The organism is Streptomyces sp. NPDC001406, assembly GCF_042895285.1.
Taxonomy (GTDB): Bacteria; Actinomycetota; Actinomycetes; order Streptomycetales; family Streptomycetaceae; genus Streptomyces.
This window is the reverse complement of record NZ_JBIAWG010000031.1, coordinates 34,716-61,067: the sequence shown is the minus strand read 5'-3', so window position 1 is coordinate 61,067 and position 26,352 is coordinate 34,716. Positions and strand designations below refer to the sequence as shown.

Annotated in this window: 26 protein-coding genes and 1 pseudogene; 12 read left to right on the top strand and 15 right to left on the bottom strand. The window is 70.2% G+C overall.

What is annotated here, in order from left to right:
- Positions 1–381: 381 nt before the first annotated feature.
- Positions 382–1,152, top strand: a complete 771-nt coding sequence (locus ACFY1J_RS43970) for an SDR family oxidoreductase (protein WP_390712777.1) — start codon at positions 382–384, stop codon at positions 1,150–1,152.
- Between the two features lie 42 nt (positions 1,153–1,194).
- On the opposite strand, the gene ACFY1J_RS43965 is transcribed toward ACFY1J_RS43970, so the two are convergent.
- The 7 genes from ACFY1J_RS43965 to ACFY1J_RS43935 form a co-directional block, all read right to left on the bottom strand.
- Entirely contained in the window at positions 1,195–1,416 is a 222-nt protein-coding gene (locus ACFY1J_RS43965) for a hypothetical protein (RefSeq protein ID WP_390712778.1), read from the bottom strand.
- 35 nt (positions 1,417–1,451) lie between these two features.
- Entirely contained in the window at positions 1,452–1,814 is a 363-nt protein-coding gene (locus ACFY1J_RS43960; RefSeq protein ID WP_390733171.1) for a DUF6247 family protein, read from the bottom strand.
- Between the two features lie 109 nt (positions 1,815–1,923).
- Positions 1,924–2,889, bottom strand: a complete 966-nt coding sequence (locus ACFY1J_RS43955; RefSeq protein ID WP_390712780.1) for a DMT family transporter — start codon at positions 2,887–2,889, stop codon at positions 1,924–1,926.
- Between the two features lie 119 nt (positions 2,890–3,008).
- Positions 3,009–5,057 carry an ABC transporter ATP-binding protein gene (locus tag ACFY1J_RS43950; protein ID WP_390712781.1) on the bottom strand — a complete coding sequence of 683 codons (2,049 nt, stop codon included), beginning with the start codon at positions 5,055–5,057 and terminating at the stop codon, positions 3,009–3,011.
- A 131-nt stretch (positions 5,058–5,188) separates the two neighbouring features.
- Positions 5,189–5,320, bottom strand: coding sequence for a hypothetical protein (locus tag ACFY1J_RS43945; protein ID WP_390712782.1), 132 nt, complete (start codon positions 5,318–5,320; stop codon positions 5,189–5,191).
- Positions 5,321–5,488: 168 nt separating this feature from the next.
- Positions 5,489–6,610, bottom strand: coding sequence for a lipid II:glycine glycyltransferase FemX (locus ACFY1J_RS43940; protein WP_390712783.1), 1,122 nt, complete (start codon positions 6,608–6,610; stop codon positions 5,489–5,491).
- The gene (locus tag ACFY1J_RS43935; RefSeq protein WP_390733170.1) at positions 6,607–6,795 is read right to left on the bottom strand and encodes a hypothetical protein; all 189 of its coding nucleotides are present in this window, start codon (positions 6,793–6,795) and stop codon (positions 6,607–6,609) included. Before ACFY1J_RS43935 ends, ACFY1J_RS43940 begins: the two co-directional genes overlap by 4 nt.
- Before the next feature lie 128 nt (positions 6,796–6,923).
- On the opposite strand from ACFY1J_RS43935, the gene ACFY1J_RS43930 reads away from it, so the two are divergent.
- On the top strand, positions 6,924–7,634 hold the full coding sequence (locus tag ACFY1J_RS43930) for a MerR family transcriptional regulator (protein WP_390712785.1): 711 nt from the start codon (positions 6,924–6,926) through the stop codon (positions 7,632–7,634).
- A 17-nt stretch (positions 7,635–7,651) separates the two neighbouring features.
- Here ACFY1J_RS43930 and ACFY1J_RS43925 read toward each other — a convergent pair whose 3' ends face one another.
- Positions 7,652–10,621 carry an FAD-binding and (Fe-S)-binding domain-containing protein gene (locus ACFY1J_RS43925; RefSeq protein WP_390733169.1) on the bottom strand — a complete coding sequence of 990 codons (2,970 nt, stop codon included), beginning with the start codon at positions 10,619–10,621 and terminating at the stop codon, positions 7,652–7,654.
- Positions 10,622–10,764: 143 nt separating this feature from the next.
- On the opposite strand from ACFY1J_RS43925, the gene serC reads away from it, so the two are divergent.
- Both serC and ACFY1J_RS43915 read left to right on the top strand, forming a co-directional pair.
- Complete coding sequence (gene serC / locus ACFY1J_RS43920) at positions 10,765–11,883, top strand: phosphoserine transaminase (protein ID WP_390712787.1); 1,119 nt, start codon at positions 10,765–10,767, stop codon at positions 11,881–11,883.
- 122 nt (positions 11,884–12,005) lie between these two features.
- On the top strand, positions 12,006–12,755 hold the full coding sequence (locus tag ACFY1J_RS43915) for a hypothetical protein (protein ID WP_390733168.1): 750 nt from the start codon (positions 12,006–12,008) through the stop codon (positions 12,753–12,755).
- A gap of 26 nt (positions 12,756–12,781) precedes the next feature.
- On the opposite strand, the gene ACFY1J_RS43910 is transcribed toward ACFY1J_RS43915, so the two are convergent.
- Positions 12,782–13,765: a WD40 repeat domain-containing protein gene (locus tag ACFY1J_RS43910; protein WP_390712789.1), complete on the bottom strand. Its 984-nt coding sequence runs from the start codon at positions 13,763–13,765 to the stop codon at positions 12,782–12,784.
- Positions 13,766–13,875: 110 nt separating this feature from the next.
- Here ACFY1J_RS43910 and ACFY1J_RS43905 point away from each other — a divergent pair, with 110 nt between their 5' ends.
- From ACFY1J_RS43905 to ACFY1J_RS43895, 3 genes and pseudogenes are all read left to right on the top strand, one after another.
- Positions 13,876–14,559, top strand: a complete 684-nt coding sequence (locus ACFY1J_RS43905) for a GDSL-type esterase/lipase family protein (RefSeq protein ID WP_390712790.1) — start codon at positions 13,876–13,878, stop codon at positions 14,557–14,559.
- A gap of 88 nt (positions 14,560–14,647) precedes the next feature.
- Entirely contained in the window at positions 14,648–15,235 is a 588-nt protein-coding gene (locus ACFY1J_RS43900) for a Uma2 family endonuclease (protein WP_390712791.1), read from the top strand.
- Between the two features lie 47 nt (positions 15,236–15,282).
- A pseudogene (locus tag ACFY1J_RS43895) lies at positions 15,283–15,725 on the top strand (Uma2 family endonuclease).
- Positions 15,726–15,741: 16 nt separating this feature from the next.
- Here the strand turns inward: ACFY1J_RS43895 and ACFY1J_RS43890 are convergent.
- Positions 15,742–16,365 (bottom strand): hypothetical protein, encoded by a 624-nt coding sequence (locus ACFY1J_RS43890; protein ID WP_390712792.1) that lies wholly within the window; start codon positions 16,363–16,365, stop codon positions 15,742–15,744.
- Positions 16,366–16,537: 172 nt separating this feature from the next.
- On the opposite strand from ACFY1J_RS43890, the gene ACFY1J_RS43885 reads away from it, so the two are divergent.
- A complete protein-coding gene (locus ACFY1J_RS43885; protein WP_390712793.1) occupies positions 16,538–17,530 on the top strand; it encodes an aldo/keto reductase in 993 nt (330 codons plus the stop codon).
- Between the two features lie 133 nt (positions 17,531–17,663).
- Here the strand turns inward: ACFY1J_RS43885 and thpR are convergent, their stop codons facing one another.
- Entirely contained in the window at positions 17,664–18,236 is a 573-nt protein-coding gene (gene thpR, locus ACFY1J_RS43880) for an RNA 2',3'-cyclic phosphodiesterase (protein ID WP_363298348.1), read from the bottom strand.
- A 38-nt stretch (positions 18,237–18,274) separates the two neighbouring features.
- On the opposite strand from thpR, the gene ACFY1J_RS43875 reads away from it, so the two are divergent.
- Positions 18,275–18,790, top strand: a complete 516-nt coding sequence (locus tag ACFY1J_RS43875) for a GNAT family N-acetyltransferase (protein WP_390712794.1) — start codon at positions 18,275–18,277, stop codon at positions 18,788–18,790.
- A gap of 21 nt (positions 18,791–18,811) precedes the next feature.
- Here the strand turns inward: ACFY1J_RS43875 and ACFY1J_RS43870 are convergent, their stop codons facing one another.
- Together ACFY1J_RS43870 and ACFY1J_RS43865 are read right to left on the bottom strand one after the other, a co-directional pair.
- The gene (locus ACFY1J_RS43870; RefSeq protein WP_390733167.1) at positions 18,812–20,080 is read right to left on the bottom strand and encodes an MFS transporter; all 1,269 of its coding nucleotides are present in this window, start codon (positions 20,078–20,080) and stop codon (positions 18,812–18,814) included.
- Positions 20,081–20,235: 155 nt separating this feature from the next.
- Positions 20,236–20,673 (bottom strand): MarR family winged helix-turn-helix transcriptional regulator, encoded by a 438-nt coding sequence (locus ACFY1J_RS43865; RefSeq protein ID WP_390712796.1) that lies wholly within the window; start codon positions 20,671–20,673, stop codon positions 20,236–20,238.
- A 155-nt stretch (positions 20,674–20,828) separates the two neighbouring features.
- Between ACFY1J_RS43865 and ACFY1J_RS43860 the strand changes: the two genes are divergently transcribed.
- Positions 20,829–21,011 (top strand): ribbon-helix-helix protein, CopG family, encoded by a 183-nt coding sequence (locus ACFY1J_RS43860; RefSeq protein WP_390712797.1) that lies wholly within the window; start codon positions 20,829–20,831, stop codon positions 21,009–21,011.
- Between the two features lie 7 nt (positions 21,012–21,018).
- On the opposite strand, the gene ACFY1J_RS43855 is transcribed toward ACFY1J_RS43860, so the two are convergent.
- Entirely contained in the window at positions 21,019–22,470 is a 1,452-nt protein-coding gene (locus ACFY1J_RS43855; protein WP_390733166.1) for an NCS2 family permease, read from the bottom strand.
- Positions 22,471–22,651: 181 nt separating this feature from the next.
- On the opposite strand from ACFY1J_RS43855, the gene ACFY1J_RS43850 reads away from it, so the two are divergent.
- Both ACFY1J_RS43850 and ACFY1J_RS43845 read left to right on the top strand, forming a co-directional pair.
- Positions 22,652–22,918 carry a DUF2530 domain-containing protein gene (locus ACFY1J_RS43850; RefSeq protein ID WP_390712799.1) on the top strand — a complete coding sequence of 89 codons (267 nt, stop codon included), beginning with the start codon at positions 22,652–22,654 and terminating at the stop codon, positions 22,916–22,918.
- Between the two features lie 111 nt (positions 22,919–23,029).
- Positions 23,030–25,429 (top strand): HAD-IC family P-type ATPase, encoded by a 2,400-nt coding sequence (locus tag ACFY1J_RS43845; protein WP_390712800.1) that lies wholly within the window; start codon positions 23,030–23,032, stop codon positions 25,427–25,429.
- A 6-nt stretch (positions 25,430–25,435) separates the two neighbouring features.
- On the opposite strand, the gene ACFY1J_RS43840 is transcribed toward ACFY1J_RS43845, so the two are convergent.
- Positions 25,436–26,266, bottom strand: coding sequence for a hypothetical protein (locus tag ACFY1J_RS43840; protein ID WP_390733165.1), 831 nt, complete (start codon positions 26,264–26,266; stop codon positions 25,436–25,438).
- Positions 26,267–26,352 lie beyond the last annotated feature (86 nt).

Genomic DNA, 26,352 nt, shown 5'->3' with positions numbered 1-26,352 from the left:
GCGAGCGAGCGGCCCGGAAAGACGGGTGGCCAGACGGAGTTCGCGGGCAACAGTCGGCTGCGTTCCGGGCCGGGGTCCGCGGGCGCGGCCGCACCACCCCGGCCCAGAACGCAGCCCACCCAAGGGGCCCTCACCCCAAGCCGGCCACTTTCCCCGGGCCGCCCGCTCGCTTCCAACCCGTGCTGGAACGCCCCTAGTCAAGGGTGCCCCGCAGGGGCATCGCCGAAGGCGACGCGGAGCGATAGCGGAGCGCCCTTTACTCGGGGCGTGGAAGCACGACACTGACAAAGAAGCGGGCGGCCCCCTGTCACACACCCTCGCTCTCGTCCGTCAGACCGGTGACGACGCAATCGCGGGACTGGAACCGAGAGAGGGACCGACATGAGCGAGGTCAAGAAGGTCGCGGTGGCCGGGGCTACCGGGCGGCTCGGGCGGCATGTGGTGGACGTGCTGACGGAGCGCGGTCACAGGGTGGTGTCGATGTCCCGGGCCACCGGGGTCGACATCGTGACCGGGGAAGGGCTGGCCGAGGCGCTGGAGGGTGTGGACGTCGTGATCGACGCGGCCAGCACTCCCTCGCCGGACCAGCAGGTGGCGACGGAGTTCTTCACGGCGGCGGCCCGCAATCTGCACGAGGCCGGGCAGAAGGCCGGGGTCGGCCGGATGGTCGTCGTCTCGATCATCGGTATCGACGAGTCGGTCGCGGGCTACAACGCGGCCAAGCTGGAGCACGAGCGCGCGGTGCTGGCCGGGCCGGTGCCGGTGCGGGTGTTGCGGGCGGCGCAGTTCCACGAGTTCGTGGAGCAGCTGACGCAGTGGGGGCGGCAGGGCGACACGGTGTACGTGCCGAAGATGCGGACGCAGTTGGTCGCGGCGCGGGCCGTTGCGGAAGCGCTGGTGGACCTGGCGGAGGCCGACGCGGCGCCGGGGGCGCGGGCGCCGTTCCCGGAGGTGGCCGGGCCGCGCGAGGAGAGCCTGGAGGAGGCTGCCCGACTGCTGATGTCCCACCGGGACCCGTCGGCAAAGGTGGTGGCCGTGAGCGACCCGGCCAACCCGGAGCGGGACCTGTTCGAGAACGGGGGGCTGCTGCCGGGAGCGGGGGCGCGGCTGGCGGGGCCGACGTTCGAAGAGTGGGTCGGAGCGGGGTTCTGAGGCGAAGGCCTCAGGGCGACTTGCAGCAGCAGCCGGCGGCCGTCAGGGCAGAGGGGCGGGCGTGATCTGCCAGATGCTGACGAGCTCCGAGCGGGGTGTGACCATGTAGACGAAGAAGCCGCCCGCCACGAACGCGTTGCTTCGCCCTTCGTCGGCCCCCTGGTAGGCGGGGCCGTGAAGATGGAGTGCCTCGGCCGCCCGGACCAGTTCGTCTGCCGTCTTCTCGACTTCGGCGATGAACCCGGGCGGCGCTCCGGCTGCCACCGTCTCCTCGTCCGGAACGTATACCTAACGCCAGGTCACTCCGCGAGCACCGCCTCGGCCGCGGCACGGTAGATACCGCTGGCGATGGTCAGATGCTCGCGTGCTTCCTCTGACGCGGTCGCGACGTGGGCGAGGTATTCGGCTCTGTGGTACGCCCTCGCCGTCTCGGGGTGACGCTCGATCTCGAGCAGAGCCGCCCAGTGGTTGAGGCAGGCGTGGACGGGTCTGAGGGAACCATGTTCAACGGCTTGGGCCAGCGCTTGGTCCTTGGCCTGGTCGTAAGCGGCGAGAAGATGCGGCGCGACCACGGCACAGGCGGCACGCAGGGCGCCCGGAGTGCGGCCCGGCCGAGGGATCAGCGGTCCGTCGCCCGCTGATTCGGTGTGCTGCAGACTCATTCGCCGTTCTCTTCGTGACCTCGGCTGACGGGCCGCCCGCGCGCCGGTGCCGGGGGTTCAAGGCACAAGCCCGACTCTACCCACGCACCTGGCCATGCCGCAGAAGCCGTCAGGAAGCAGCCGTCGGTGGCTTCGCCTTCCCCCGGCCCACCTGTGTCCGTACCGCTCCCATGCTTGCGCCGATGACCAGGGCGATCGCGGCTGCCTGGGTGGCGGAGAGGGTCTGGTCCAGGATGAGGAAGCCGGCCGTCGCCGCGATGGCCGGTTCCAGGCTCATGAGGATGGCGAAGGTGGAGGCGGGCAGGCGGCGCAGGGCGAGGAGTTCGAGGGTGTAGGGGAGGACCGAGGAGAGGACCGCCACCGCCGAACCCAGGGCCAGCGTGGTCGGGTTCAGCAGCTTGGCGCCCGATTCGACGATCCCCAGCGGGAGGAACAGCAGCGCCGCCACCGCCATGGCCAGCGCCAGACCGTCGGCCTGGGGGAAGCGGCGGCCCGTGCGGGCGCTGAAGACGATGTACGCCGCCCACATCGCGCCCGCCCCGAGCGCGAAGGCGACGCCCACCGGGTCGAGGCTGCTGAAGCCCCCGCCGCCGAGGAGGAAGACGCCGGCCAGGGCCAGGCACGCCCAGAGCGCGTTGATCGCGCGGCGGGAGGCCAGGACCGAGAGGGCCAGCGGGCCCAGTACCTCCAGGGTCACGGCGGGGCCGAGCGGGATGCGGGCGACGGACTCGTAGAAGAGGCCGTTCATCGCGCCCATGGTGATGCCGAAGACGATCACCGTCACCCAGTCGGTGCGCGAGTGGCCGCGCAGCCGGGGGCGGCAGACCAGCATCAGGATCACCGCGGCGGCGAGGAGGCGCAGGGTGACCACCCCGAGCGCGCCGGCCCGGGGCATCAGCGTCACGGCGAGGGCTCCGCCGAACTGGACCGAGATCCCTCCGGCCAGCACCAGCCCGACCGGGCCGAGCGAGCCGAGGGAACCGAAACGGCGGGGTGCGCCACCAGCGGGCATGGGCACGTGGTCCGTCATGGAGGTGGGTGAGGACGACGGGGTGGTGGCGCTTGGGGTGCTCACGGGCGGTCCTGGGGGCTGGCTCGGGTCAAGGTGTGTTCATCGCGATGTACTACCGAGTCCAGGGTAATAGACTTCGTCAGGAGTGTGAACCACTTATGTAACTGTCCTGGATGCTGAGATCAGATGCCGGGCCAGGGGGCCGCGTCGCGGAACAGCGGGCGGCCGTCCGGGAGTGTGGTGGGGACCGTTCCCTGTGCCTCGTAGGGGGATCGGACCCAGACCGCGGCCGCCGCGTACGGGTCGTATCCGCTGTCGTATCCGCTGTCGTTGCCGTAGCCCTGCCCGTGTGCGTACTCGTGCGCATACTTGTGTGCGTACTCCTGCACAGGTGCCGGCGCTTCCTCCGCGAACAGCGGCAGGCGCAGTTCCGCCGTGTCCGTCGCCGCGTTGTTCTGGGAGCGGTGCAGCCGGGAGTACGCCCCGCCGCGCGCCAGCAGTTCCTCGTGCCGGCCCGTCTCCACGATGCGGCCGCGGTCGACGACCAGGATGCGGTCGGCGTCGGGGGCGAGGTTGAGGTCGTGGGTGATCACGATGGTCGTACGGCCCGTCGTCAGGCGGCGCAAGGGCTTGACCACCCTGCGCGCGGCCATTGCGTCCAAGCCCGTCGTCGGCTCGTCCAGGACCAGGACCGGTGCGTCGCGCAGGATCGCGCGGGCGATGGCCAGGCGCTGGAGCTGGCCGCCGGACAGGCGGGCCGAGTTGGGGTCGACCCTGGTGTCGTAGCCGTCGGGGAGCCGGACGATGAAGTCGTGCGCGTCGGCCGCCCTCGCCGCCTCGACGATCGCCTGCTCGCTGGCGCCGGGGCGGCCGCAGGCGATGTTCGCGCGGACCGTGTCGTGCAGGACGAGCGTCTCCTGCGGGAGCAGGGTGATGTACTCGCGCAGCCTGGCCAGCGGGTAGTCCCGCAGCGGTACGCCGTCCAGGAGGATCTGGCCCGTGTCGGGGTCGTAGAAGCGCAGGAGGAGTTTCGACACCGTCGACTTGCCCGCGCCGCTCGGGCCGGTGATGATCACCAGCTCGCCCGGGGTGACGGTGAAGGAGAGGCCCTGCAGGGCCGTTCCGTCGGCGCCGGGATAGCTGAAGCCGACGTCCCGGACCTCCACCGTGCCGTCGGGGCGGCCGGTCTCCACGCCCCGACGGGGGTCGGCGACCGACGGCTCCACGTCCAGGATCTCGATGAGCCGTTCCGCGCCTGCCGTGGCCGCCGTGACCGTGAGGCCGAGCTGGGCCAGGCCCCGGACGGGCGGGTAGAGGTAGCCGAGGAAGGCGGCGAACGCGAGCAGCTGGCCGAGGGTCATCCGGCCGGTGGAGATCTCCCAGGCGCCGATGCCGATCACCGCCAGCACGCAGATCGTCTCTATGACCTGGACGAGCTGTTCGTAGGCCTCGTTGAGGCGGGTGGAGCGGACCGCGGCGCGGAACCAGGCGTTCGCCTCCTCGCTCAGCCGCCGCCGCTCCGCGTCCCGGCGGTCGTACGCCTGCGTCAGCACGATGTTGCCGAGGGACTCCTCCACGACGGAGGTGATCGCGCCGTCGGCGACCCGGCCCTCGCGCGAGACGTCCTTGATGGAGCCGGAGAAACGGCGGGCCGCCAGCCAGAACAGCGGGGCGAGGACGAAGGTGGCGGCGGCCAGGTCCCAGCGCAGCCAGAACGCGGCGGCCGCATAGAAGAGGGCGGAGAAGGCGGCCGAGGCGGCGCCGACGAGACCGGAGACGACCATCGTCTCGATCGCCTCGACGTCGCCGGTCAGCCGGGAGAGCAGATCGCCCTGCCGGTGGCGCTGGAAGAAGTGCGGGGGCAGCTGCTGCACATGGTCGAAGACGTGCTCGCGCAGCCGCATCACGAAGCGCTCCGTCACCCAGGCGGCAAGGGAGTTGCCCGCGTACGCGACGGCCGCGCCGACCACGGCGATGCCCAGCCACTTCACGGCCGGACTCCAGAACGCGCTGAGCGAGCCCTTCTGCAGGGCGTGGTCGGTGAGGTCGCCGAAGAGCAGGATGGCCTCGGTCTCGGCGAGCGCGGCGAGCACCGTGCACAGCCAGACGACCAGCAGCCACCGGCGCAGTCCTCTGGTCAGCGGCCAGAAGCGGTGAAAGGCGGTACGGGCGGGGATGGTCGGAGTGTCCTCGTATTCGAGTTCCGCACTCCCACTGTCATCCTTGTCCATTTCACATTCCCTCCGCTTTCCGTCGCCGAGATTCGAGATCAGTCGCTGAGATTCGAGATCGATTGAATTCAGGAATGCGCGAAGGGGGCCGACGGTGCACCATCGGCCCCCCTCATTCGCTCAGCGCCGGATCAGCCGTCCTGGCCGGGCAGCGGCTTGGGCAGCGGCTTGTGCGCGCGCTTCTTCGGCTTCGGCTTCGGCGGCGGAGGAAGCTGCTTCGACTTGGGCTTGGGGGGCAGCGGGGCAAGCTTCTTGAAGCTCATTCCGACTCCTAGTGTTTCGCAGTTCAGGTGATTCGAGAATTCCGCGTCCGGCTCCCGATGAACAAGAAGCTACACGGCCCACATGTGCCGTGACGGCAAAAATGGCAAAGGAGCGCTGTGAATACCCTGGGAAAAGCTGGGAGTTGGTTTGGCAGGCTGAGTATTTCTTCAGCGGCGGGCCATGTAGACGTCCAGTGCCTTGTGCAGCAGCCGGTTCAGCGGGAAGTCCCACTCCCCCAGGTACTCGACGGCCTCGCCGCCCGCGCCCGCCTTGAAGCGGAGCAGGCCGAGCAGGTGGTTGGACTCTTCCAGGGTGTCGGTGATGCCCCGGAAGTCATAGACGGCCGCGCCCAGTTCGTGGGCGTCCGTCATCATGCGCCACTGCATGGCGTTGTTGGGCTGGACCTCGCGCTTGCGGCTGGTGGAGGCGCCGTAGGAGTACCAGACGTGGCCGCCGACGGTGATCATCGTGGCCGCGGCGAGGACGTCGCCCTCGTGGTGGGCGAGGTAGAGCCGCATACGGTCGGGGTGTTCGGCGGCCAGGGCGGTCCACATGCGCTGGAAGTAGGCCAGGGGGCGGGGGATGAACCGGTCGCGCTCGGCCGTCTCGGCGTACAGGCCGTAGAAGGCCGGCAGGTCCTCGTAGCCGCCGCGGACGACCTCGACCCCCGCCTTCTCCGCCTTCTTGATGTTGCGCCGCCACTGCTGGTTCAGGCCGCGGTGGATGTCGTCCAGGGACCGCCCGGCGAACGGCACCTGGAAGACGTACCGGGGCTGCCCGGCGGCGAAGCCGTCCTCGCCGCCGGGCTCGGTCTGCTGCCATCCCATGCGGCGCAGCCGGTCGGCGACGTCGAAGGCGCGCGGTTCGTACGAGGTCGCCTCGGCGTCCCGCAGCCGTCTGGCCTCGGGGTCGGCGATCGCCGCCTTGACCGCGTCCGCGCTCCAGCGCCGTATGACCACGGGCGGCCCCATCTTCACCGAGAAGGCGCCCCGCCCCTTGAGATACGCGAGCATCGGGTCCAGCCAGCGCTCCAGGTCGGGCGCGTGCCAGTCGATGACGGGGCCCTCGGGCAGATACGCGAGATACCGCTTCACCTTCGGCAGGGGCCGCAACAGCACCAGCCCCACCCCCACGAGGTGCCCCTCCGCGTCGAACCAGCCCAGGCTCTCCGCCTGCCAGTCGGGCTTCACATCGCCCCAGGACGGCAGTTGCATATGGCTTGCGGAGGGGCGGCTCGCGATGAAGGCAAGGTGCTCCGCACGGGTTGTCGGCCGGAGAGTGAGTTTCATGAATCCATGATCCGCCAGCGGCCGACCTCCTGGTATTCCGAGTCGTACACCGGCGAGCCGTCGCCCGGCCGGAGGGGGTAGTGGTGCAGGTTGCCGGCCCAGCAGCGGAGGATCCGGCCCAGTTCCCGGGCGAGGTCCTCGGTCACGCGTCCGGCGTCCACATCAACTTCCAGCAGGAACTTCACAGTTGACTCCTCCTGTCGGGTCTGCCGATATCTGCGGTATCAATTGTTTCATTCAAGTGCTATTCACTAAATTTGAGATGATCAATGCAGGTTCGACGATGAATATGTCCGGGAAGTCTCAACCGCCGATGAGGCTGCGCGTCGCCGACCTCGCGCGGGCGGCCGGGATCTCGGCCCAGCAGGTGCGGAACTACGTGGACACGGGGCTGCTCCCGCCGGTCGACCGCACCGCCGGCGGATACCGCGTCTTCACCGACGCGCACGCCAAGGCCCTCACCACGGCCCGGGAGGTGGCCGCCGGGCACGGCTGGCCGACCGCGCGGATCGTCATGCGTGCCGTGCACGACGGTGACCTGGAGGCGGCGCTGGCCGAGCTCGATGCCAGTCATGCCCGGCTGGACCGGGAGCGGGGCGAGTTGGCGGCCGTGCACGAGGCGCTGGAGACGGTGCTCGCCGGCGGGCCGGTCGCTCCGGGCCCCACCCGGCACGCCCTGCGCATCGGCGAGGTCGCCCGCGCCGTGGGCGTCCGACCCCCGGTCCTGCGGCTGTGGGAGGCCCGGGGGCTGCTACGGCCGGACCGGGAGCCGTCCACGGGATACCGCCGCTACACCCGCTCGGAACTCCAGGCGGCCCACGTCGTCGCCCTGCTGCGCCGCGGCCACTACCCCCTCGACGCCATCCGCACGGTCCTGGAGGAACTGCGCACCACCGACAACCCCGAGCGCCTCCGCGGCGAACTGACCCTCCGGGGCAAGGACCTGCACCACCGCAGCCTCCACCGGCTGAGGGCCTCGGCCGCCCTGCACACCTATCTGCGCTGCCTCGGCCACGCCGACTGACTCATGCCCAGGCCTCCTCAACTCCCCTCTCCCTCCAGCGCATCCGCCAGCACCTCCGCCAAGTGCCGCCCCCGTACCCCGGCCAGTTGCTCCAGCTGTGTGCGGCAGGAGAAGCCGTCGGCCAGGATCACCGTCCCCTCGGGGGCCGTTCGTACCGAAGGCAGCAGTTGTTCCTCGGCGCAGGTCTTCGACACCTCGAAGTGGCCCTTCTCGAAGCCGAAGTTGCCCGCGAGGCCGCAGCAGCCGCCGGTCAGTTCGCCGGTGAGGCCCGCCGCCTCGCGCAGGCTGCGGTCGGGGGCGTCACCCAGGACCGCGTGTTGGTGGCAGTGGGTCTGGCCGGCCACGGGGCGGTCCACCGGGGGCGGGGTCCACTCGGGCGCGTACCGCGCCAGGGCCTCCGCGAAGGTGACGACCGCCGACGCCAGGCGTGCCGCGCGCGGGTCGTCGTGCAGCAGCTCGGGCAGGTCCGTACGGAGGGCGGCCGCGCAGCTGGGCTCCAGGACGACGACCGGCGGGATGTCGTCGCCGAGTTCCGGCAGCAGATACGGCTCCATCAGGTCGAGCGTGCGGCGCAGCACCGCGCGGGCACGCTCCAGTTGGCCCGTAGAGACGTACGTCAGACCGCAGCAGACGCGCATGCGGCGGCCCGGCGCCCACAGGTTCATGCCCACCCCCGCCACCTCGCCCCGCGCCGACCGCCGCACCGTCATCCGTCTCGTCGGCGGGAGCATCACGACCAGTCCCGCCGCCTCCAGGACGCGTACGGCCGCCTTTCCCACCGACGGCGAGAAGTGCTCGGTGAAGGTGTCCGGCCACAGCAGGACGGTGGTCGGGGGCGCCTCGGCCTCGCGCTCGCCCGCTCGTCCCACTGCAGCCCACTCCCGCAGCTTCGCCCCGAACCGCCGCGCCCACCAGCGACTGAACGGCTCCCCCGCCACCCGCGGAATCTCCCGCTCCGGGGCGATCCCGCCCAGCCTCTTCGCCGCCCGCGCCAACGGCCGGACGGAGGCGAGCGCGTTGAGCACCGGCGCGGTGCGCGTGCGGGCCACCCAGCGCAGCCACAGCGGCAGCCACCCCATCGCGTAGTGGGCGGCCGGGCGCCGCCGTCCTTCGTAGTGGTGGTGCAGGAACTCCGCCTTGTACGTGGCCATGTCGACCTCGACCGGGCAGTCGGAGCGGCAGCCCTTGCAGGACAGGCACAGGTCCAGCGCGTCGCGGACCTCGGTGGAGCGCCAGCCGTCCGTCACGAGCTCTCCCGCGAGCATCTCGTGCAGCAGCCGGGCCCGCCCGCGCGTGGAGTGCGCCTCCTCGCCGGTCGCCCGGAAGGACGGGCACATGACGGAGGGGCCGGCCGCCGTGGTCGTACGGCACTTGGCGACCCCGACGCACCGGCGCACCGCCGCCGAGAAGTCACCGCCGTCGGCCGGGTAGCCGAAGGCCACGTCGACCGGGCGGCGGGGCAGTACGGCGAAGCGCAGGTTGGCGTCCAGCGGGGCGGGGCGGACCAGCATGCCGGGGTTGAGCAGGTCGTCCGGGTCCCATACGCCCTTGGCGCGCTCGAAGAGGGCGACCGTCTCCGCGCCGTACATCCTCGGCAGCAGCTCCGCGCGGGCCTGTCCGTCCCCGTGCTCCCCGGACAGCGAACCGCCGTGCGCCACCACGAGGTCGGCCAGTTCCTCGGAGAAGCGCCGGAAGCGGCCCACACCCGCGTCGGTCATCAGGTCGAAGTCGATGCGGACATGGATGCAGCCGTCCCCGAAGTGCCCGTACGGCGTGCCGCGCAGCCCGTGTGCGGACAGCAGCCCCCGGAAGTCCCGCAGATACGCGCCGAGCCGCGCGGGCGGCACCGCGCAGTCCTCCCAGCCCGGCCAGGCCTCCGCCCCGTCCGGCATACGGGTCGCCGTGCCGCTCGCGTCCTCCCGGATGCGCCACAGGGCCCGCTGGGCGGCATCCTCCGTCACCACCAGGGAGTCCACGACGTCGGCCGCGCGGACGATCGCCTCCGCACGCGTGCGTGCCTCTCCCGGGGACTCCCCGCCCGTCTCCACGAACAGCCAGGCGCCGCCCCCGGGCAGCCCGGCCGCGGAGGGCACCAGGTCGGCCGCCATGCCCTCGACGGTCAGCGGGCCTCCCCCACTCTCGGCTTCGCTCGAGCGGGGGGACCCCCATGGCAGCAGTCCCGCCGCGGCCTCGGCGGCCGCGCTCTCGTCGGCGTACCCCAGCACGGCCAGGGCACGCGCGCGGGGCGCCTCGACGAGTCGTACGACCGCCTCCGTGAGGATGCCCAAGGTGCCCTCCGAGCCGCAGAAGGAGCGGGCGACATCGGCGCCCTTCTCGGGCAGCAGCGCGTCCAGCGCGTACCCGGAGATGCGGCGGGGCAGGTCCGGGAAGCCCGTGCGCAGCCGGGCCAGTTCGCCCTCGGCCAGCGCCCGCAGGCCCTGCGGCGCGCCGGCCCAGTCCTGGCCAAGGCGCAGCCGTTCGCCGCGCGCGGTGACCACGGCCAGCTCCCGCACGCTGTCCGCGGTCGTCCCCCAGGCCACCGAGTGGGAGCCGCACGAGTTGTTGCCGATCATCCCGCCGAGCGTGCACCGGCTGTGTGTCGCCGGGTCCGGGCCGAAGCGCAGGCCGTGCGGGGCGACGGCCTCCTGGAGCCGGTCGAGGACGAGGCCCGGCTGCACGACGGCCGTGCGCGCCTCGGGGTCCACCGAGAGCACCCGGTTCATGTGCCGGGTGAAGTCCAGCACCACGCCCGTGCCCGTCGCCTGTCCCGCGATCGACGTGCCGCCGCCGCGCGCGACCACCGGCACCCCGTGCGCCCGGCACACGTCGAGGACCGCCGCCACGTCGTCAACATCGCGTGGCGCCACCACCCCCAGCGGGACACGCCGGTAGTTCGACGCGTCCATGGTGACCAGCGCCCGGGACGTGACGTCGAAACCCACCTCGCCCCGGACGGCTCCCCGCAGCTCCGCCGCCAGATCCGTCATGCGTCCAGGATGCATCCGACCACTGACAGTGACGGACCCCGCCATGACGTCGTAGCTCTTCACAAGTCCACGGGTCGGCGGAGGTCGTCTCATCGAACGGACACGTTTCCGCAGGGTTTCACCGAAGGGATACGCTCCGGCTCGTGGCTGAGATCCAGATTCCCTCTGACATCAAGCCCGCGGACGGACGTTTCGGCGCGGGTCCCTCCAAGGTGCGGACGGAGGCGCTGGACGCCCTCGCCGCCACCGGCACGTCCCTCCTCGGCACCTCCCACCGCCAGGCTCCGGTCAAGAACCTGGTCGGCAAGGTGCGCGAGGGCATCTCCGAGCTGTTCTCCCTGCCCGAGGGCTACGAGGTCGTCCTGGGCAACGGCGGGTCCACCGCGTTCTGGGACATCGCGACCCACGGTCTGATCGAGAACAAGTCGCAGCACCTCACGTTCGGCGAGTTCTCCTCCAAGTTCGCCAAGGCCGCCAAGCTCGCCCCGTGGCTCGCCGAGCCGACCGTGATCTCCTCCGACCCGGGCACCCACCCGGAGCCGCGGGCAGAGGCGGGCGTCGACGTCTACGCGTTCACCCACAACGAGACCTCCACCGGTGTCGCCACCCCGATCAAGCGGGTCGCGGGTGCCGACGAGGGCGCGCTCGTCCTGGTCGACGCCACCTCCGGCGCCGGCGGCCTCCCGGTCGACGTCGCCGAGACCGACGTCTACTACTTCGCCCCGCAGAAGTCCTTCGCCTCCGACGGCGGCCTGTGGATCGGCGTCTTCTCGCCGGCCGCGATCGAGCGCGCCGAGCGGATCCACGCGTCCGGCCGGCACGTCCCGGAGTTCTTCAGCCTGCCGACGGCGATCGACAACTCCCGCAAGAACCAGACGTACAACACCCCGGCCCTCGCCACCCTCTTCCTGCTGAACCAGCAGCTGGAGTGGATCAACGGCCAGGGCGGCCTCGCCTGGTCCACGGCCCGTACGAAGGACTCCTCGACCCGCCTGTACGGCTGGGCGGAGGAGTCCAAGTACGCCACCCCGTTCGTCGCCGACCCGGCCAAGCGCTCCCAGGTCATCGGCACGATCGACTTCGCGGACGAGATCGACGCGGCGGCCGTGGCCAAGGTGCTGCGCGCCAACGGCATCGTCGACACCGAGCCCTACCGCAAGCTCGGCCGCAACCAGCTGCGCATCGCGATGTTCCCGGCCGTCGACCCGGCCGACGTCGAGGCGCTGACGAAGTGCGTCGACTACGTCATCGAGAAGCTGTAGTCGTTCCTCGTACGGCCCTGAGGGCGCCCGGCACCTGCCGGGCGCCCTTTGCGTGTGCGGCAATCGCCCTTTGCGCATGCGACAATTACGGCATCGGACCATGAAACGCGCGGAGCTCTCCCATGCCGACCGTGCACGCAAGCCAGCGCCGCTTTTTCCTGGCCGCCCCGGTACTCGTGGGCGCCCTGGTCGCCCCCGCCCTTCTGCCGGTGGCGACCGCCTCGGCCACCCCCGCCACCCGCCCGGCTGCCGGTGCCCCGGCCGCCGGCGACCCGGCCGCCCGTTACGCGGGCAAGTCCGTCGCCATCGGCCAGAACATGGTGGCCGTCCTGCGCAACGACCCCGGCGCCGGCGGCCCCGAAGCGTGGATCCGCGCCGTGGGGCCGAACTGGCGGCAGGGCGACGCCTACATGTACCGCGTCCTGGACAAGCTCGACCGCTCGCACAGGACGGCCGAGCAGCGCGGTCTCTCCCTGAGTCTGGTGGGTGCCGAAAGCTCCGCCCCCGAGCTCAAGGTGACCGGCGCGGTGGCCGGCGCCAAGAGCGGGACGCACACCTACCCGCTTCCGAAGGCCGGCACCCCCGACGCCCGGGGCTGCACCCTCGTCGACGAGAGCTTCATCGGGGCCGGAACCGTCGCCGTGCTGAGCAACGGTCCCGGAGGACCGTCGGCCTACTTCAAGAACGAAGGCGACGGCACGCGCGTCGGCGGCGTCGTCGACCGGGCGCACCCCGCGCTGCCGAAGAGCGCCGGCTTCGTGGCCCGCATCATCGACCCCTACGGGCAGGCCCCCGAGCTGCTCACCAACATGGAGGGCGGCGGCCACCCCGCGGGCACGACGGCCTTCCCGGCCCCCGGTTGTGTGCGGTGACCCGGCCTCTCAGGTGACCCGGCCCCTCAGCCGCGTCGCCGCAGCCGTCGTAGGCCGAACACGGCGGCCGCGGCGACGGCCACGGCGAGGGCTCCGAACTTGACGCCGTCGCCCGTAGCGCCGCCACCGCTCCCGGCAGCCGCGGAACTCCCGCCTCCGGACGGCGACTTGTCGGACCCGGCTCCGCCGCCCGGCGCGCTCTGCGCCTCCACCGTGCTGTCCGCGCCCTCGCTGCCGTACATGAGCTTGGTGCCGTCGGCGGAGTAGGTGATCGACTCGCCCTGCCCCTGAAGGGGCACGTCCAGCCGCCCCTTCCGCTCGATCTTCCCGCCGTTCCAGTCGTAGTAGATGCCGCCGAAGTAGCCGCGCACGGCGAGCTGTTCACCGTCGGGGGAGAAGGCGGCGTCCGTGGCCCAGAGGTCGACGGCGGCGACGGGCTTGAAGATGTTGGCGCCGGAGGGCGACAGCTGGGCCGGGCCCTCGTACAGGTGCCCGCCGTTCTCCTTCTTGTCGATGATGTACACCCGGCCGGTCTTCGGATGGACGACGAGCGACTCGGCGTTCCGCGCCCCGTTGGAGTACTTCACGACGTACTGCGTGGCCTTGATCGTCTGGTTCTTGAGCACCTTGGGCTCGGGCAGCCGGTAGATCCAGACGTACGGCCAGCTGCCGTCGAGGTTGTCGCCGATGTCGCCGACGTAGATCTGGTTGCCGGGCCCGATGGAGATGGCCTCCACGTCGCGCGGCGAGCCGATGCCGCTGAGCGTGACCGTGGCGACGGTCCTGCCGGTGCTGCTGTCCACGGCGTAGATGTACGGCCCGTCGTCGCTGTCGTTGTGCGTCCAGTAGATGCCCCGGTGCAGGTGCGAGGCGGCGAGACCGCTGGACTCGGCGATCCGCGAGTCCTTGATCGTGAACCCTTCGTCACCGTCACCGCCTGCGGCGGAGGCGGGCAGGGCGAGGGCGCCCGTGAGCAGGACTCCGGCGAGGAGGGCGAAGGATCGACGCATGCCCCCAAGCCTGCCATCCCGCAGGGAGGTTCACCGGACGAGGTGGCCCGGTGGTGGGACGTGGTGGGCCTCACACCCCACCCGCCCCCGTGATCGTCCATCATGAGCGGATGCTCAGGTTCATGCCCGTCGGTGACTCCATGACGATCGGAAGCGCGGGCGAACACACTTGGCGCTACCGGCTGTGGCAGCACCTGTGCGCGACGTACGACGGCCCGTTCACGCTGGTCGGCCCGCGCGAGACGCTGTACGACAAGATGGCGGACGCCCCCACGTCGTACTACTACGCCGACCCCGACTTCCCTCGCGCACATCTGGCCGGCTGGGGCGAGGGCTGGCAGCACATGGCTCCGCTGATCGGCGACGCGGTGAAGAAGTGCCGGGCGGACGTCCTGCTGGTCTCCCTCGGCCTGATCGACCTGGGCTTCTACACGAACGCGGAGCAGACGGCGGAGAACGCACGGGCCTTCGTCGCGGCCGCCCGTGCGGCCAACCCGCGTATCCGTATGGTCCTGCTCCCGGTGATCCCGAACATCCGCGCCGCGGCCGACCCGCCCTTCGCCGAGCAGGTGGACCGGTTCAACGTCCTGCTGGCAAAGGCGGTCGCCGACCTGGACGAGCCCCGCTCACCGATCCTGCTGGCGTCACCACCGCAGTCGTACGACATCCACGCCGACACCTACGACGGCACACACCCCAACGAAAGCGGCGAGCACCGGATCGCGGAGGCGTTCGCGGGGGCGATGTGGGAGGCGTGGGGGGTCGGACAGGCGTACGTGGCTGGAACGAATTGACCTGATTCCGGCGTCTCCCGGTCACCGTGCGTATCGTTGAACCGCGCGGCCGCACTCATCGACGGAGCGGCCGGGGAGGAGCGCCACGATGACCGTCCTCGAAGACAGGATCGCGATGGCCGAGAGCGACAACGAGAGCACGCTGGACGAGATGTTTGAGCGGCTCGAGACGATGCCCGTCCCCGAGGGATACAAGGTCGAGATCGTCGAGGGGACCGTCTACATGACGCCGCAGCGGGACACCCACTGGGAAATCATCCTGGACATCGTCGAGCAGTTGCGGCCCAAGTACCCCCGGAAGCGGGTGAAGTCCGACGTCCGGATCGACTACCCGGGCCACCTCAACGGCTTCGCCACGGACGTGACGGTGATGGCTGAGGGTGCCACGAAGACGGAAACCGGCCATTGGCGCCACGAGGACGTCGAGTTCGTCGCCGAGGTCATCTCCAAGGGCACCGCGGCCAACGACTACGGCCCCAAGAAGACCGCCTACGCCACAGCCGAAGTCCCGGTCTACGTCATCGCCGACCCCTACCAGCGCAGGTGTCACATCTACACCCAGCCCAAGGAAGGCGACTACGAGATCGAGACCACGGTTCCCTTCGGCAGCGACCTGGACCTCACCAACACGGTCGTCGGCCTCACCCTCAGAACGGACGAGTTCCCGCGGGACTGATCGCCGTCAGGGGCCTTCGGGAGGACTCAGACAGGATCGAGATCCACATGGCCGACGAGAATGCCATGCGCTTGGACGACTGGTTCGAGCGCCTTGAGCGGATGCCCGTCCCCGAGGGTTACAAGGTCGAGATCGTCGGGAGCACCGTCCACATGACTCCGCAGCGAGACATCCACTGGGATACCGTTCGCCGGATCCTCCGGGCTCTCGAAGACCACTTCGGACGGCGGGGCACTCGGGACTTCTCGGACGTCCGTATCGACTTCCCCGGTCACCAGAACGGCTTCTGCCCAGACGTGGCGAGGCTCCGCGCCGGTGCCACGAAGAACGAGGAGGGCCGCTGGCGGTACGAGGACGTCGAGTTCATCGCGGAGGTGATCTCGGCGGGGACCGCGCAGAACGACTGCGTGTCGCCTACGGCACCGACGTCGACCTGACCACCACGCCCCTGGGCCTCACCCTCGAAACCGACGAGTTCCCGCGGGACTGATCGCCATCGGGGGCGTTCAGGAGGACTCGGTGTCGGTGGGGGCCGGCATGTGGAGGCTGTCGAGGAGTTGCTGGTACGTCGGGGCCATCGACGCCGCCTGCTTCTTTGAGCTGATGCTCAGCAGCTGGACGTAGTGCCTGCCGTCGTCGATGAAGCGTGTGGAGCCGACGGTTCCGTTCTTGGCGGAGAGCCGCGCGTCGAGGGTACGACGGCCGTTCATGTCGGTTTCCTTGGTGACTGTGCTGGTGAGCTTGACGCCGGGGGACCGGGAGTACTGGTTGTAGCCGTCCAGGAAGGCCCGGAGGTTGTCCTTGAGGTCCTTCGCGCCGTGGACGTCGAAGACCGCGAAGCCGGTGACCTGGTTGTCGTTGCCCGCCATGTAGATCCGACCGTCCATGCCGTCCTTGGCCTTCGTGTACTTCTGGACCTTGGGTTTTCCGGGCAGCTCGACCTTGATGCCGCTCGGGGCGTCGGTGACCACCACCCAGTGATCGGCCGTGACGGCACTGGCGGGCGGCGGTGACTCCGTGGCGGCGAGCGCGCTGCCGGGCAGCAGTACGCCTCCGGTGACGGCGACCGACGCGGCGAGCAGCGCATGGCGGTGGAATCGAGTACGAACAGTCCGAGTACGAAGAGTCATGGGGATGCACTTCCTGCAGTGGTGGGGTTGGGGGAGAGGCCGCCGGCCTCGTGTCCATTAGGCCGGGAGCCGCCCCGCCCGGTCATGCCACTGCATGCCGTGGCACGCGGGCTCGGGACTTGACACCGAGCGGCTTGCATAGAGCGCACTCCAAGTCGTTGGCTTGTGGACCATGAAGTACACGCAGCTAGGACGCACGGGACTCAAGGTCGGCCGACTCGTCCTCGGCACCATGAACTTCGGCCCGCAGACCGATGAAGCCGACAGTCACGCGATCATGGACGCGGCGCTGGACGCGGGCATCAACCTCTTCGACACCGCCAACGTGTACGGCTGGGGCGAGAACAAGGGCCGTACCGAGGAGATCATCGGGAACTGGTTCGCCAAGGGCGGCGACCGACGTGACAAGGTCGTGCTCGCGACCAAGGTGTACGGCAACATGGCCGCCGACGGCGAACCCTGGCCCAACCACGACAAGCTCTCCGCGCTCAACATCCGGCGCGCGGTGGACGCCAGCCTGAAGCGGCTGCGGACCGACCACATCGACCTGTACCAGTTCCACCACGTCGACCGCAGCACCCCCTTCGAGGAGATCTGGCAGGCCATCGACGTCCTGGTCCAGCAAGGGAAGATCCTCTACGCCGGTTCCAGCAACTTCCCCGGTTACAAGATCGCCCAGGCCAATGAGATCGCCGCCCGGCGCGGCGGCGCCATGGGGCTGGTCAGCGAGCAGTGCCTGTACAACCTCGCCGAGCGTCGCGCCGAGATGGAGGTCATTCCGGCCGCGCAGGAGTACGGCCTCGGGGTCATCCCCTGGTCGCCGCTGCACGGCGGGCTGCTGGGCGGTGTGATCAAGAAGGAGGCGCAGGGCGGACGGCGCTCCTCCGGCCGGGCCGCCGACTCGCTCGCCAACACCGCCATCCGCGGGCAGGTCCAGGCGTACGAGGATCTGCTCGACAAGCACGGGGTGGAGCCGGGTGAGGCGGCGCTGGCCTGGCTGCTGACCCGGCCCGGCGTGACCGGCCCGATCGTGGGGCCGCGCACGGCCGAGCAGCTGGAGTCGGCCCTCAGGGCCGTGGAGCTGGAACTGTCGGAGGAACTGCTGGCGGGGCTGGACGAGATCTTCCCCGGTCCGGGGCCCTCCCCCGAGGCCTTCGCCTGGTAGCCGCCACCGACGGCAGGGCGAAGCGGCGGCGGTCTACTTTCCGAGGGCCGCCGCCAGCGCCACCACCACGAACATCAGCACAAGCGCACCGGCCATGATCCGGTTCCGGGTTTTCGGGTCCACGCGGTCGAGCCTAACCGGCCCCGCCGAGTGGCCAGCGGGCGACCGCCTCGTACCGGGGTTCCTCACCGGGCACCCCGGACCTGGGCAGGTTGCTGCGCACCAGGGCCAGGTCGGCCACGGTCCAGGTGCGGCTGGTGAAGCCGCGGAGGTTCTCGACGTACGGCCGTACGTCCACCGAGTCCCGGCTGCGCGCCACCGTCAGATGGGCCTTGTACCGGCGGTGCTCCCCCATCGGCACCCCCGCCCTGCGCGCCGCGGCCTCCGCCCGGTCGGCGAGCAGCCGCAGTGTCTCCAGGTCGCCCTCGGCTCCGGCCCACAGGGCCCGTCCGTGCCCGAACTGGCCGCCGCCCGCGATGGCGAGGGGGAAGGACGCGGTGCGGTGGGCCGCGCGCTCCAGCCGGTCCGACAGGTCCGGCAGGAGTTCGTCGTCGACCTCGCCGTAGAAGGCGAGCGTGTAGTGCCAGCCGGGGCGGCCGGTCCAGCGCAGCCCGTCGGCGCCGGGCAGGCGGCGCAGTGCGTCCACCTCCGCGGCGAGTTCGTTCGTCACGTCCTCCGGGGGCAGTACGGCGGCGAAAAGTCTCATGCGGTCACCCTCCCAGACGGGGCGGGCATGATGGGTTCATGGTGATCGACATACGAGAAGGCAGCCTCGACGACGTTCCGCTGATCCTCGGCATGTTCGACAGCTCCGTGGCCTGGCTGGTCGCCCAGGGAAGGACCCGGCAGTGGGGCGTCGAGCCCTTGTCGGAGAACCCGCGTGCGGTGGCCATGATCGAGCGGACGGTCGGCGAGGGCTCCCCGTACATGGCCGAGGTGGACGGCGTCCCGGCCGCGACCCTCACCCTCACCGACTCGCCCGGCCCGTACCTGGCGCCCGCCGGCGAGCCCGAGCGCTACATCCACATCCTCGCCTCCGACCGCCGTTTCAAGGGCATGGGCGTCGGCGCCGCGCTCCTCACCCACGCCGCCGAGGAGACCCGCCGAGCCGGGATCTCCCTCCTCCGCGTGGACTGCTACGCGGGCGACGACGGCAAGCTGGTCGCCTACTACGAGAACAACGGCTTCACCCGAACCGAGGCCTTCACCTTCGGCAAGGACAAGTGGCCGGGCCAGGTGCTGGCCCGAAGGGTCCGGTAGGGACCTCCCGGACCGGGCACCTCATGCCGCAGTCGCCAGCTCCTGCTCGCGTGGTACGAACCGGACCCGGGGGTGGCCGTGGTTCCAGCCCACCGACAGGCGGAGGCCGCCCACGCGGGCGAGGATCAGGCCGACGGTGACCGCCGCGGCTGCCGCGATGGCGCCGCCGAGGGCGAAGCCGATGCGGGGGCCGTAGGTGTCGGTGACCCAGCCGACGACCGGTGCGCCCAGTGGCGTACCGCCCATGAAGACCATCATGAACAGGGCCATCACCCGGCCGCGCATGGCCGGGTCCGTGCCCATCTGGACCGCGGAGTTCGCGGTGACGTTGACCGTCAGGCCGAAGCTGCCGATCGGGATCATGAGCAGCGCGAAGAGCCAGTACGAGGGCGCCAGCGCGGCCACGATCTCCAGGGCGCCGAAGGCCGCCGCGGCCGCGATCAGGATGCGGAGGCGGGCCGTGCCGCGGCGGGCGGCGAGCAGCGCCCCGACCAGGGAGCCGACCGCCATCAGGGTGTTGAAGAGGCTGTAGGCGCCGGCGCCGCCGTGGAAGACGTCGTCGGCGTAGGCCGACAGCCACACCGGGAAGTTGAAGCCGAAGGTGCCGATGAAGCCGACCAGGACGATCGGCCAGATCAGCTCGGGGCGGCCGGCGACATAGCGCAGGCCTTCCCGCAGCTGGCCCTTGCCGCGCGGGGCGCGCTCGACCACATGCAGCTCACGGGCTCGCATCAGCAGCAGGCCGGCGATGGGGGCGACGAAGGACAGGCCGTTGAAGAGGAAGGCCCAGCCCGTGCCCACGCCGGTGATCAGCAGGCCGGCGACGGCGGGGCCGATCAGCCGGGCCGACTGGAAGTTGGCGGAGTTGAGGCTGACCGCGTTCTGCAGCTGCTCGGGGCCGACCATCTCGGAGACGAAGGACTGGCGTGCCGGGTTGTCGACGACCGTGGCGAGGCCGACGGTGAACGCGGCGAGGTAGACGTGCCAGACCTGGACGTGTCCGGTGAGGGTCAGCGCGGCGAGCGCGAGGCCCGTGAGCGCCATGGACGCCTGGGTGACGAGCAGCGTGGGGCGCTTGGGCAGGCGGTCGACGAGGACGCCGCCGTAGAGGCCGAACAGCAGCATCGGCAGGAACTGCAGGGCCGTCGTGATGCCGACGGCAGCGGAGGAGCCGGTGAGGCTGAGCACCAGCCAGTCCTGGGCGATGCGCTGCATCCAGGTGCCGGTGTTGGAGACGACCTGGCCGATGAAGAAGAGTCGGTAGTTCCGGATCCCCAGGGAGCTGAACATCGAGGATCTGCGGGTACGGCCAGGGGAGGTGGGAGTGGTCGGTGCGGGGGCGGAAGCTGCTCCGGATCCCGTACTCAAAGTGGGTTCGCCTCCTTATTCGTTTGCTCGTTCGCCTCCGGCGCGCCCCTCCGGCTCGTTCGCGGAGGGATACGTCCTTACAGGTGTGCGAGCTTCTCCAGCACGGGGGCGGCGGCGCGGAGTTTCGCCCACTCGTCCTCGTCGAGGCCCTCGACCAGGCCGGCCAGGAACGCGTTGCGCTTGCGGCGGCTCTCTTCGAGCATCGCCTCGGCCTGCTCGGTCCTGGTGACGACCTTCTGGCGTCTGTCCTCGGGGTGCGGCTCGAGACGGACCAGGCCCTTGGCCTCCAGCAGCGCCACGATGCGGGTCATCGACGGCGGCTGGACGTGCTCCTTGCGGGCGAGTTCGCCCGGTGTGGCCTTGCCGCAGTTGGACAGGGTGCCGAGCACCGACATCTCGGTGGGACTCAGCGACTCGTCGACCCGCTGGTGCTTGAGCCGACGGGACAACCGCATCACGGCGGAGCGCAGGGAGTTCACGGCGGCAACATCGTCGCCATGGGTAAGGTCCGGCATGTTCTTTAGCGTAACTCATTACTCTCGCTAAAGACCACCGGCGACACGCCCGAATGCCCGTGACCCTGGCCACTGAACCCTCGACTCACCCGTACGAGTGAGTCGAGCGCGGAAAGTGACGCGCCGGGCCTCCCCCTGTGGCGACCCTCATGTGCATGGGGACCACAGTGCTCAGCGTGCGGATGGACGGGGAACTGCTCGACCGGCTCCGGCACCACGCGGCGAAAAGGGGCATGAGCGTCCAGGACTATGTGGTCCGGACGCTCATACGGGACGACTTCGACGAGCGGTTCCAGGCCGCCGTCGAGGAGACGGAGAAGTTCTACGGTCTCACCTGAGCGCGGCTCAGGTGAGACCGAGGGCGGGCATCAGGTAGTAGAAGGTGAAGACGGCGGCGACGACGTACATCGGGGCCGGGATCTCGCGGGCGCGCCCGACCACGAGCCGCATCAGCACGAAGGTGATGAAGCCCATGCCGATGCCGTTGGTGATCGAGTAGGTGAACGGCATCATCACCATCGTGATGAAGGCCGGGACCGCGATCGTGTAGTCGGCCCAGTCGATCTCCTTCACCGAGCCGGCCAGGATCAGGAAGCCGACCGCGAGCAGCGCGGGGGTGGCGGCCTGGGACGGGACCATCGTGGCGACGGGGGTCAGGAACAGGGCGACGGCGAACAGCCCGCCGGTGACGACGTTGGCGAAGCCGGTGCGGGCGCCCTCGCCGACGCCGGCCGTGGACTCCACGAAGGCGGTGGTGGCCGAGGAGGAGGTGGCACCGCCCGCGGCGACCGCGAGACCGTCGATGAAGAGCACCTTGTTGATGCCGGGCATCTCGCCCTTGGCGTCGGTCAGCCTGGCCTCGTCACTGACGCCCATGATCGTGCCCATGGCGTCGAAGAAGCAGGACAGCAGGACGGTGAAGACGAAGAGGACGCCCGTCAGGACACCGACCTTGCCGAAGCCGCCGAAGATGCTGACCTGGCCGATGAGCCCGAAGTCGGGGGTGGAGACGGGGTTGCCCGGCCACTTCGGGGTGGTGAGACCCCAGGAGGGCACATGGGCGACGGCCTCGATGATCAGCGCGAGCACGGTCATGGCGACGATCGAGATCAGGATCGCGCCGGGGACCTTGCGCACGATGAGCGCGAGCGTGAGCAGCGCGCCGAGGATGAAGACGAGGACCGGCCAGCCGTTGAGGTGCCCGTCGGCGCCGAGCTGGAGCGGGACGGTGGTGTGGGCGGCGTCCGGGATGCGGGTGATGAAGCCGGAGTCGACGAGGCCGATCAGCATGATGAACAGGCCGATTCCGATGGAGATGGCCTTGCGCAGCCCGTAGGGCACGGCGTTCATGACGCGCTCGCGCAGCCCGGTGGCGACGAGCAGCATGACCACGAAGCCGGCCAGGACCACCATGCCCATGGCGTCGGGCCAGGACATGCGCGGCGCGAGCTGCAGGGCGACCACGGAGTTCACCCCGAGACCGGCGGCGAGCGCGATCGGCACGTTGCCGATGACGCCCATCAGCAGGGTCGTGAAGGCGGCGGTGAGGGCGGTGGCCGTGACCAGCTGCCCGTTGTTGAGCTGGTGCCCGTAGATGTCCTTGGCGCTGCCGAGGATGATCGGGTTCAGCACGATGATGTAGGCCATCGCGAAGAACGTGGCGAAGCCGCCGCGGACCTCGCGAGGCAGGGTGCTGCCCCGCTCGGAGATCTTGAAGAAGCGGTCGAGGGCGCCGTAGGACGGCATGCTCCCCGGCTGTTCGGGGGCGGGAACCTTGGCAGGTGCCGGGGTGGACATGCGGGACCTCATCACCAAAGGGACTCCCCCAAGACCCTTTGGACTTTCATACGAGCAGAAGTGGCCAGTGACAAACGGTTTCAGTATGAACGTATGAGAACCTGAACGCTATCTCCGCGCGTAGATCCAGCCGCCCCGGTCGCCCGGTGAGCCGCTGCCGGTCGCCTCGTAAGCTGTGCGCATGACGAAGTGGACCCCCAAGCACGAGGCGCCGGAGCCGCTGGAAGGCCCCGTGGTCGCCACCATCACCGGCGGCACGATCGTCTGGTTCGTCCTCTTCTTGGTCCAGCTGCCGTTCTACGGCTGGTTCGGCGACCACGGCCACACCTGGTGGCTGTGGACCTGCCTGGCCGGCGGCGGCCTGGGGCTGATCGGCATCTGGTACGTCCGTAAGCGTGACGCGGCGCTCAAGAGGGCGGCGGCGCTCAAGGAGGCAACGGCCAAGTAGGCCGTGCCACGAGCAGGCCGTACGACCAGCGCAGGACTCCCCTCCTCCCCAGGTCGGATCTTCCTGCCACTCGGCAGGTGAAGCCGTACATACGCACGTACCGTCGAATGCATGACGCACATCGGCGCGGGAGCGGAACTGGACCCTGTGCACCCGGTACCGGCCCCGTCGGCGCCTGAGTCGAGGGGGCTGACGTCCGCCGAGGTCGCGGAGCGGGTCGCCCGCGGTCAGGTGAACGACGTCCCGGTCCGCAGCAGCCGCACGCTCTCCGAGATCGTCCGCGCGAACGTCTTCACCCGCTTCAACGCGATCATCGGCGTCCTCTGGCTGATCATGCTGTTCGTCGCCCCGATCCAGGACAGCCTCTTCGGCTTCGTGATCCTCGCCAACACCGGCATCGGCATCGTTCAGGAGTGGCGGGCCAAGCAGACCCTCGACTCGCTGGCCGTGATCGGGGAGGCCCGGCCCACCGTCCGCCGTGACGGCGTCGCGACCGAGGTCAGCACCTCGGAACTCGTCCTCGACGACGTCATCGAGATAGGCCCGGGCGACAAGATCGTCGTCGACGGCGTGTGCGCCGAGGCCGACGGGCTGGAGATCGACGAGTCCCTCCTCACCGGCGAGGCCGACCCCGTCGTCAAACACCCCGGCGCCGAGGTCAGGTCCGGCAGCTTCGTCGTCGCCGGCGGCGGCGCCTTCAAGGCCACCAGGGTCGGCCGCGAGGCGTATGCCGCCCAGCTCGCCGAGGAGGCCTCCCGCTTCACGCTCGTCCACTCCGAGCTCCGCAGCGGCATCTCGACGATCCTGAAGTACGTCACCTGGATGATGATCCCGGCCGCCATCGGCCTGGTCGTCACCCAGCTCTTCGTCAAGAACAACGAGCTCAAGGACGCCATCGCCCGCACCGTCGGCGGCATCGTCCCCATGGTCCCGGAGGGGCTGGTCCTGCTCACCTCCGTCGCCTTCGCGATCGGCGTCATCCGCCTGGGCCGACAGCAGTGCCTGGTCCAGGAGCTCCCCGCCATCGAGGGCCTCGCCCGCGTCGACACCGTCTGCCTGGACAAGACGGGCACGCTGACCGAGGGCGGGATGGACGTCACCGAGCTGCGCATGCTGGGCGACAGCGACGAGACGTATGTGCACAAGGTCCTCGGGGCGCTCGGCGAGTCGGACCCCCGGCCCAACGCCTCCCTCCAGGCCGTCATCGACGCCTACCCGGACAACGACGAATGGCGCTGCGTCGAGTCGCTGCCCTTCTCCTCCGCCCGCAAGTACAGCGGCGCCACCTTCAGCGAGGGCGACGGCGAGACCAGCACCTGGCTCCTGGGCGCCCCCGACGTGCTCCTCGCCGACGGCGCACCGTCCCTGGCCGAAACCGAACGGCTCAACCGGGAGGGACTGCGCATCCTGCTGCTCGCCCGCGCCACCCGGGACCTCGACGACACCGACGTCGCCAAGGGCGCCCGGCCCACCGCCCTCGTCGTACTGGAGCAGCGGCTGCGCCCCGACGCCGCCGACACCCTGCGTTACTTCGCCGACCAGCACGTCCGTGCCAAGGTCATCTCCGGCGACAACGCGGTGTCCGTCGGCGCGGTCGCGGCCAAGCTCGGGCTCAGCGGTACGACGGTGGACGCGCGCCGGCTGCCCGAGGAGCGGGCGTCGATGGCGTCCGCCCTCGACGAGGGCACCGTGTTCGGCCGCGTCACCCCGCAGCAGAAGCGGGACATGGTCGGTGCGCTCCAGTCGCGCGGGCACACGGTCGCGATGACCGGCGACGGCGTGAACGACGTGCTGGCCCTGAAGGACGCCGACATCGGCGTGTCCATGGGGTCGGGTTCCGAGGCCACCCGCGCGGTCGCCCAGATCGTGCTGCTCAACAACAGCTTCGCCACCCTGCCCTCGGTGGTCGCCGAGGGCCGGCGGGTCATCGGCAACATCACCCGGGTGGCCACGCTGTTCCTGGTGAAGACGGTCTACTCGGTGCTGCTGGCCCTGCTGGTGGTGTGCTGGCAGGTGGAGTACCCCTTCCTGCCGCGGCACCTGACCCTGCTGTCCACGCTCACCATCGGCGTCCCCGCCTTCTTCCTCGCCCTCGCGCCGAACAAGGAACGCGCACGGCCCCACTTCGTACGGCGGGTGATGCGGTACTCGATCCCGGGCGGTGTGGTGGCCGGGGTGGCGACCTTCGTGACGTATCTGATCGCCCGGCACTACTACACGGGCGAGGGCTCGCTGGACGCCGAGACCAGCGCGGCCACGCTCACGCTCTTCCTGATCTCGATGTGGATCCTGGCGATCATCGCCCGCCCCTACACCTGGTGGCGGGTGTTCCTGGTGGCCTCGATGGGCGTGGCGTTCGTGTTCGTGCTCGTGGTGCCCCCGATGCAGAGCTTCTTCGCGCTGAAGCTGGTCGGGGTGACGATGCCGTGGACGGCGGTGGCCATCGCCGTGGTGGCGGCGGTCGCCCTGGAGTTCTTGTGGAAGTGGGTCGACCGCCGCTTTCCCGCGTGACGCGGATTACTGCACGTCGACGAAGTCACCCGTGGCGTTGACCGCCGGGGTCGTCGAGGTGCCCGCGAAGGAGAGGCGCCAGTAGCCGTCGTACTGGGCGGTGGCGGTGGCCTTCACGTTGCCGTATGAGTCGGAGTAGACCGTCTTGACCGTGGTGTACGTGGTGCTACCCGCCTTGCGGAACTGCAGCTTGACCGGCTGGCTGGTGTAGCCGTGGTACAGGCCGTCCTCCCAGTTGGCGCGGATCAGCCTGCCCGTGGTGGTAATGGTCTTGCCCTTGGCGACCGGCTCCGGGCCGGCGTTGGCCGTGAGCTTGGAGTAGCGCTGCAGCAGAGTGGTGGCGAGGCCACCCTGGTCCTTGAAGCCGACCTTGCTCAGGTCGGGGTTGTTCTGGTCCTGGCCGTTGAAGGCGACGGCCTCGGCGGCGACCGACCAGCTGCCGGCGTCGGCGTTCTTCAGCTCGCCCTCGCCCGGGTAGATGTCGACCGTGCCCTTGCAGGTGGCGGTGGTCGGCGAGGTAACCGTGCAGGTGGCGGGATTGTCACCCTCAAGCGTCTTGGTCGGGTCGTCCAGCGAGCCGCGGTAGAGGTAGGCGTCGCTGTAGAAGTCGGACGCGGTGACGTCGACGTCGGCGCCGTGGGTCAGCGTGTAGGTGTACGTCGTGCTGACCTTGTTGGTGGTGCCGACCTTGATCGCCGAGGCGATCTTGAGGTTCGAGAAGCTGACGTCCATCGTGTACGGCGTACCGCTGGACTCGGTGGCGTGCGCGGCCGGCACGGCGAAGGCGGAGAGAGCCAGAGCACCGGAGACGGCGGCCACAGTGGCACGTATGCGCATTGCGTTCCCCTGGAGGGAGAAGTGATCAAGGAGTCGGTTGACTCACGCGATCAGATCCGTGGGGGGTGTGACTGGTTGTACCGCAA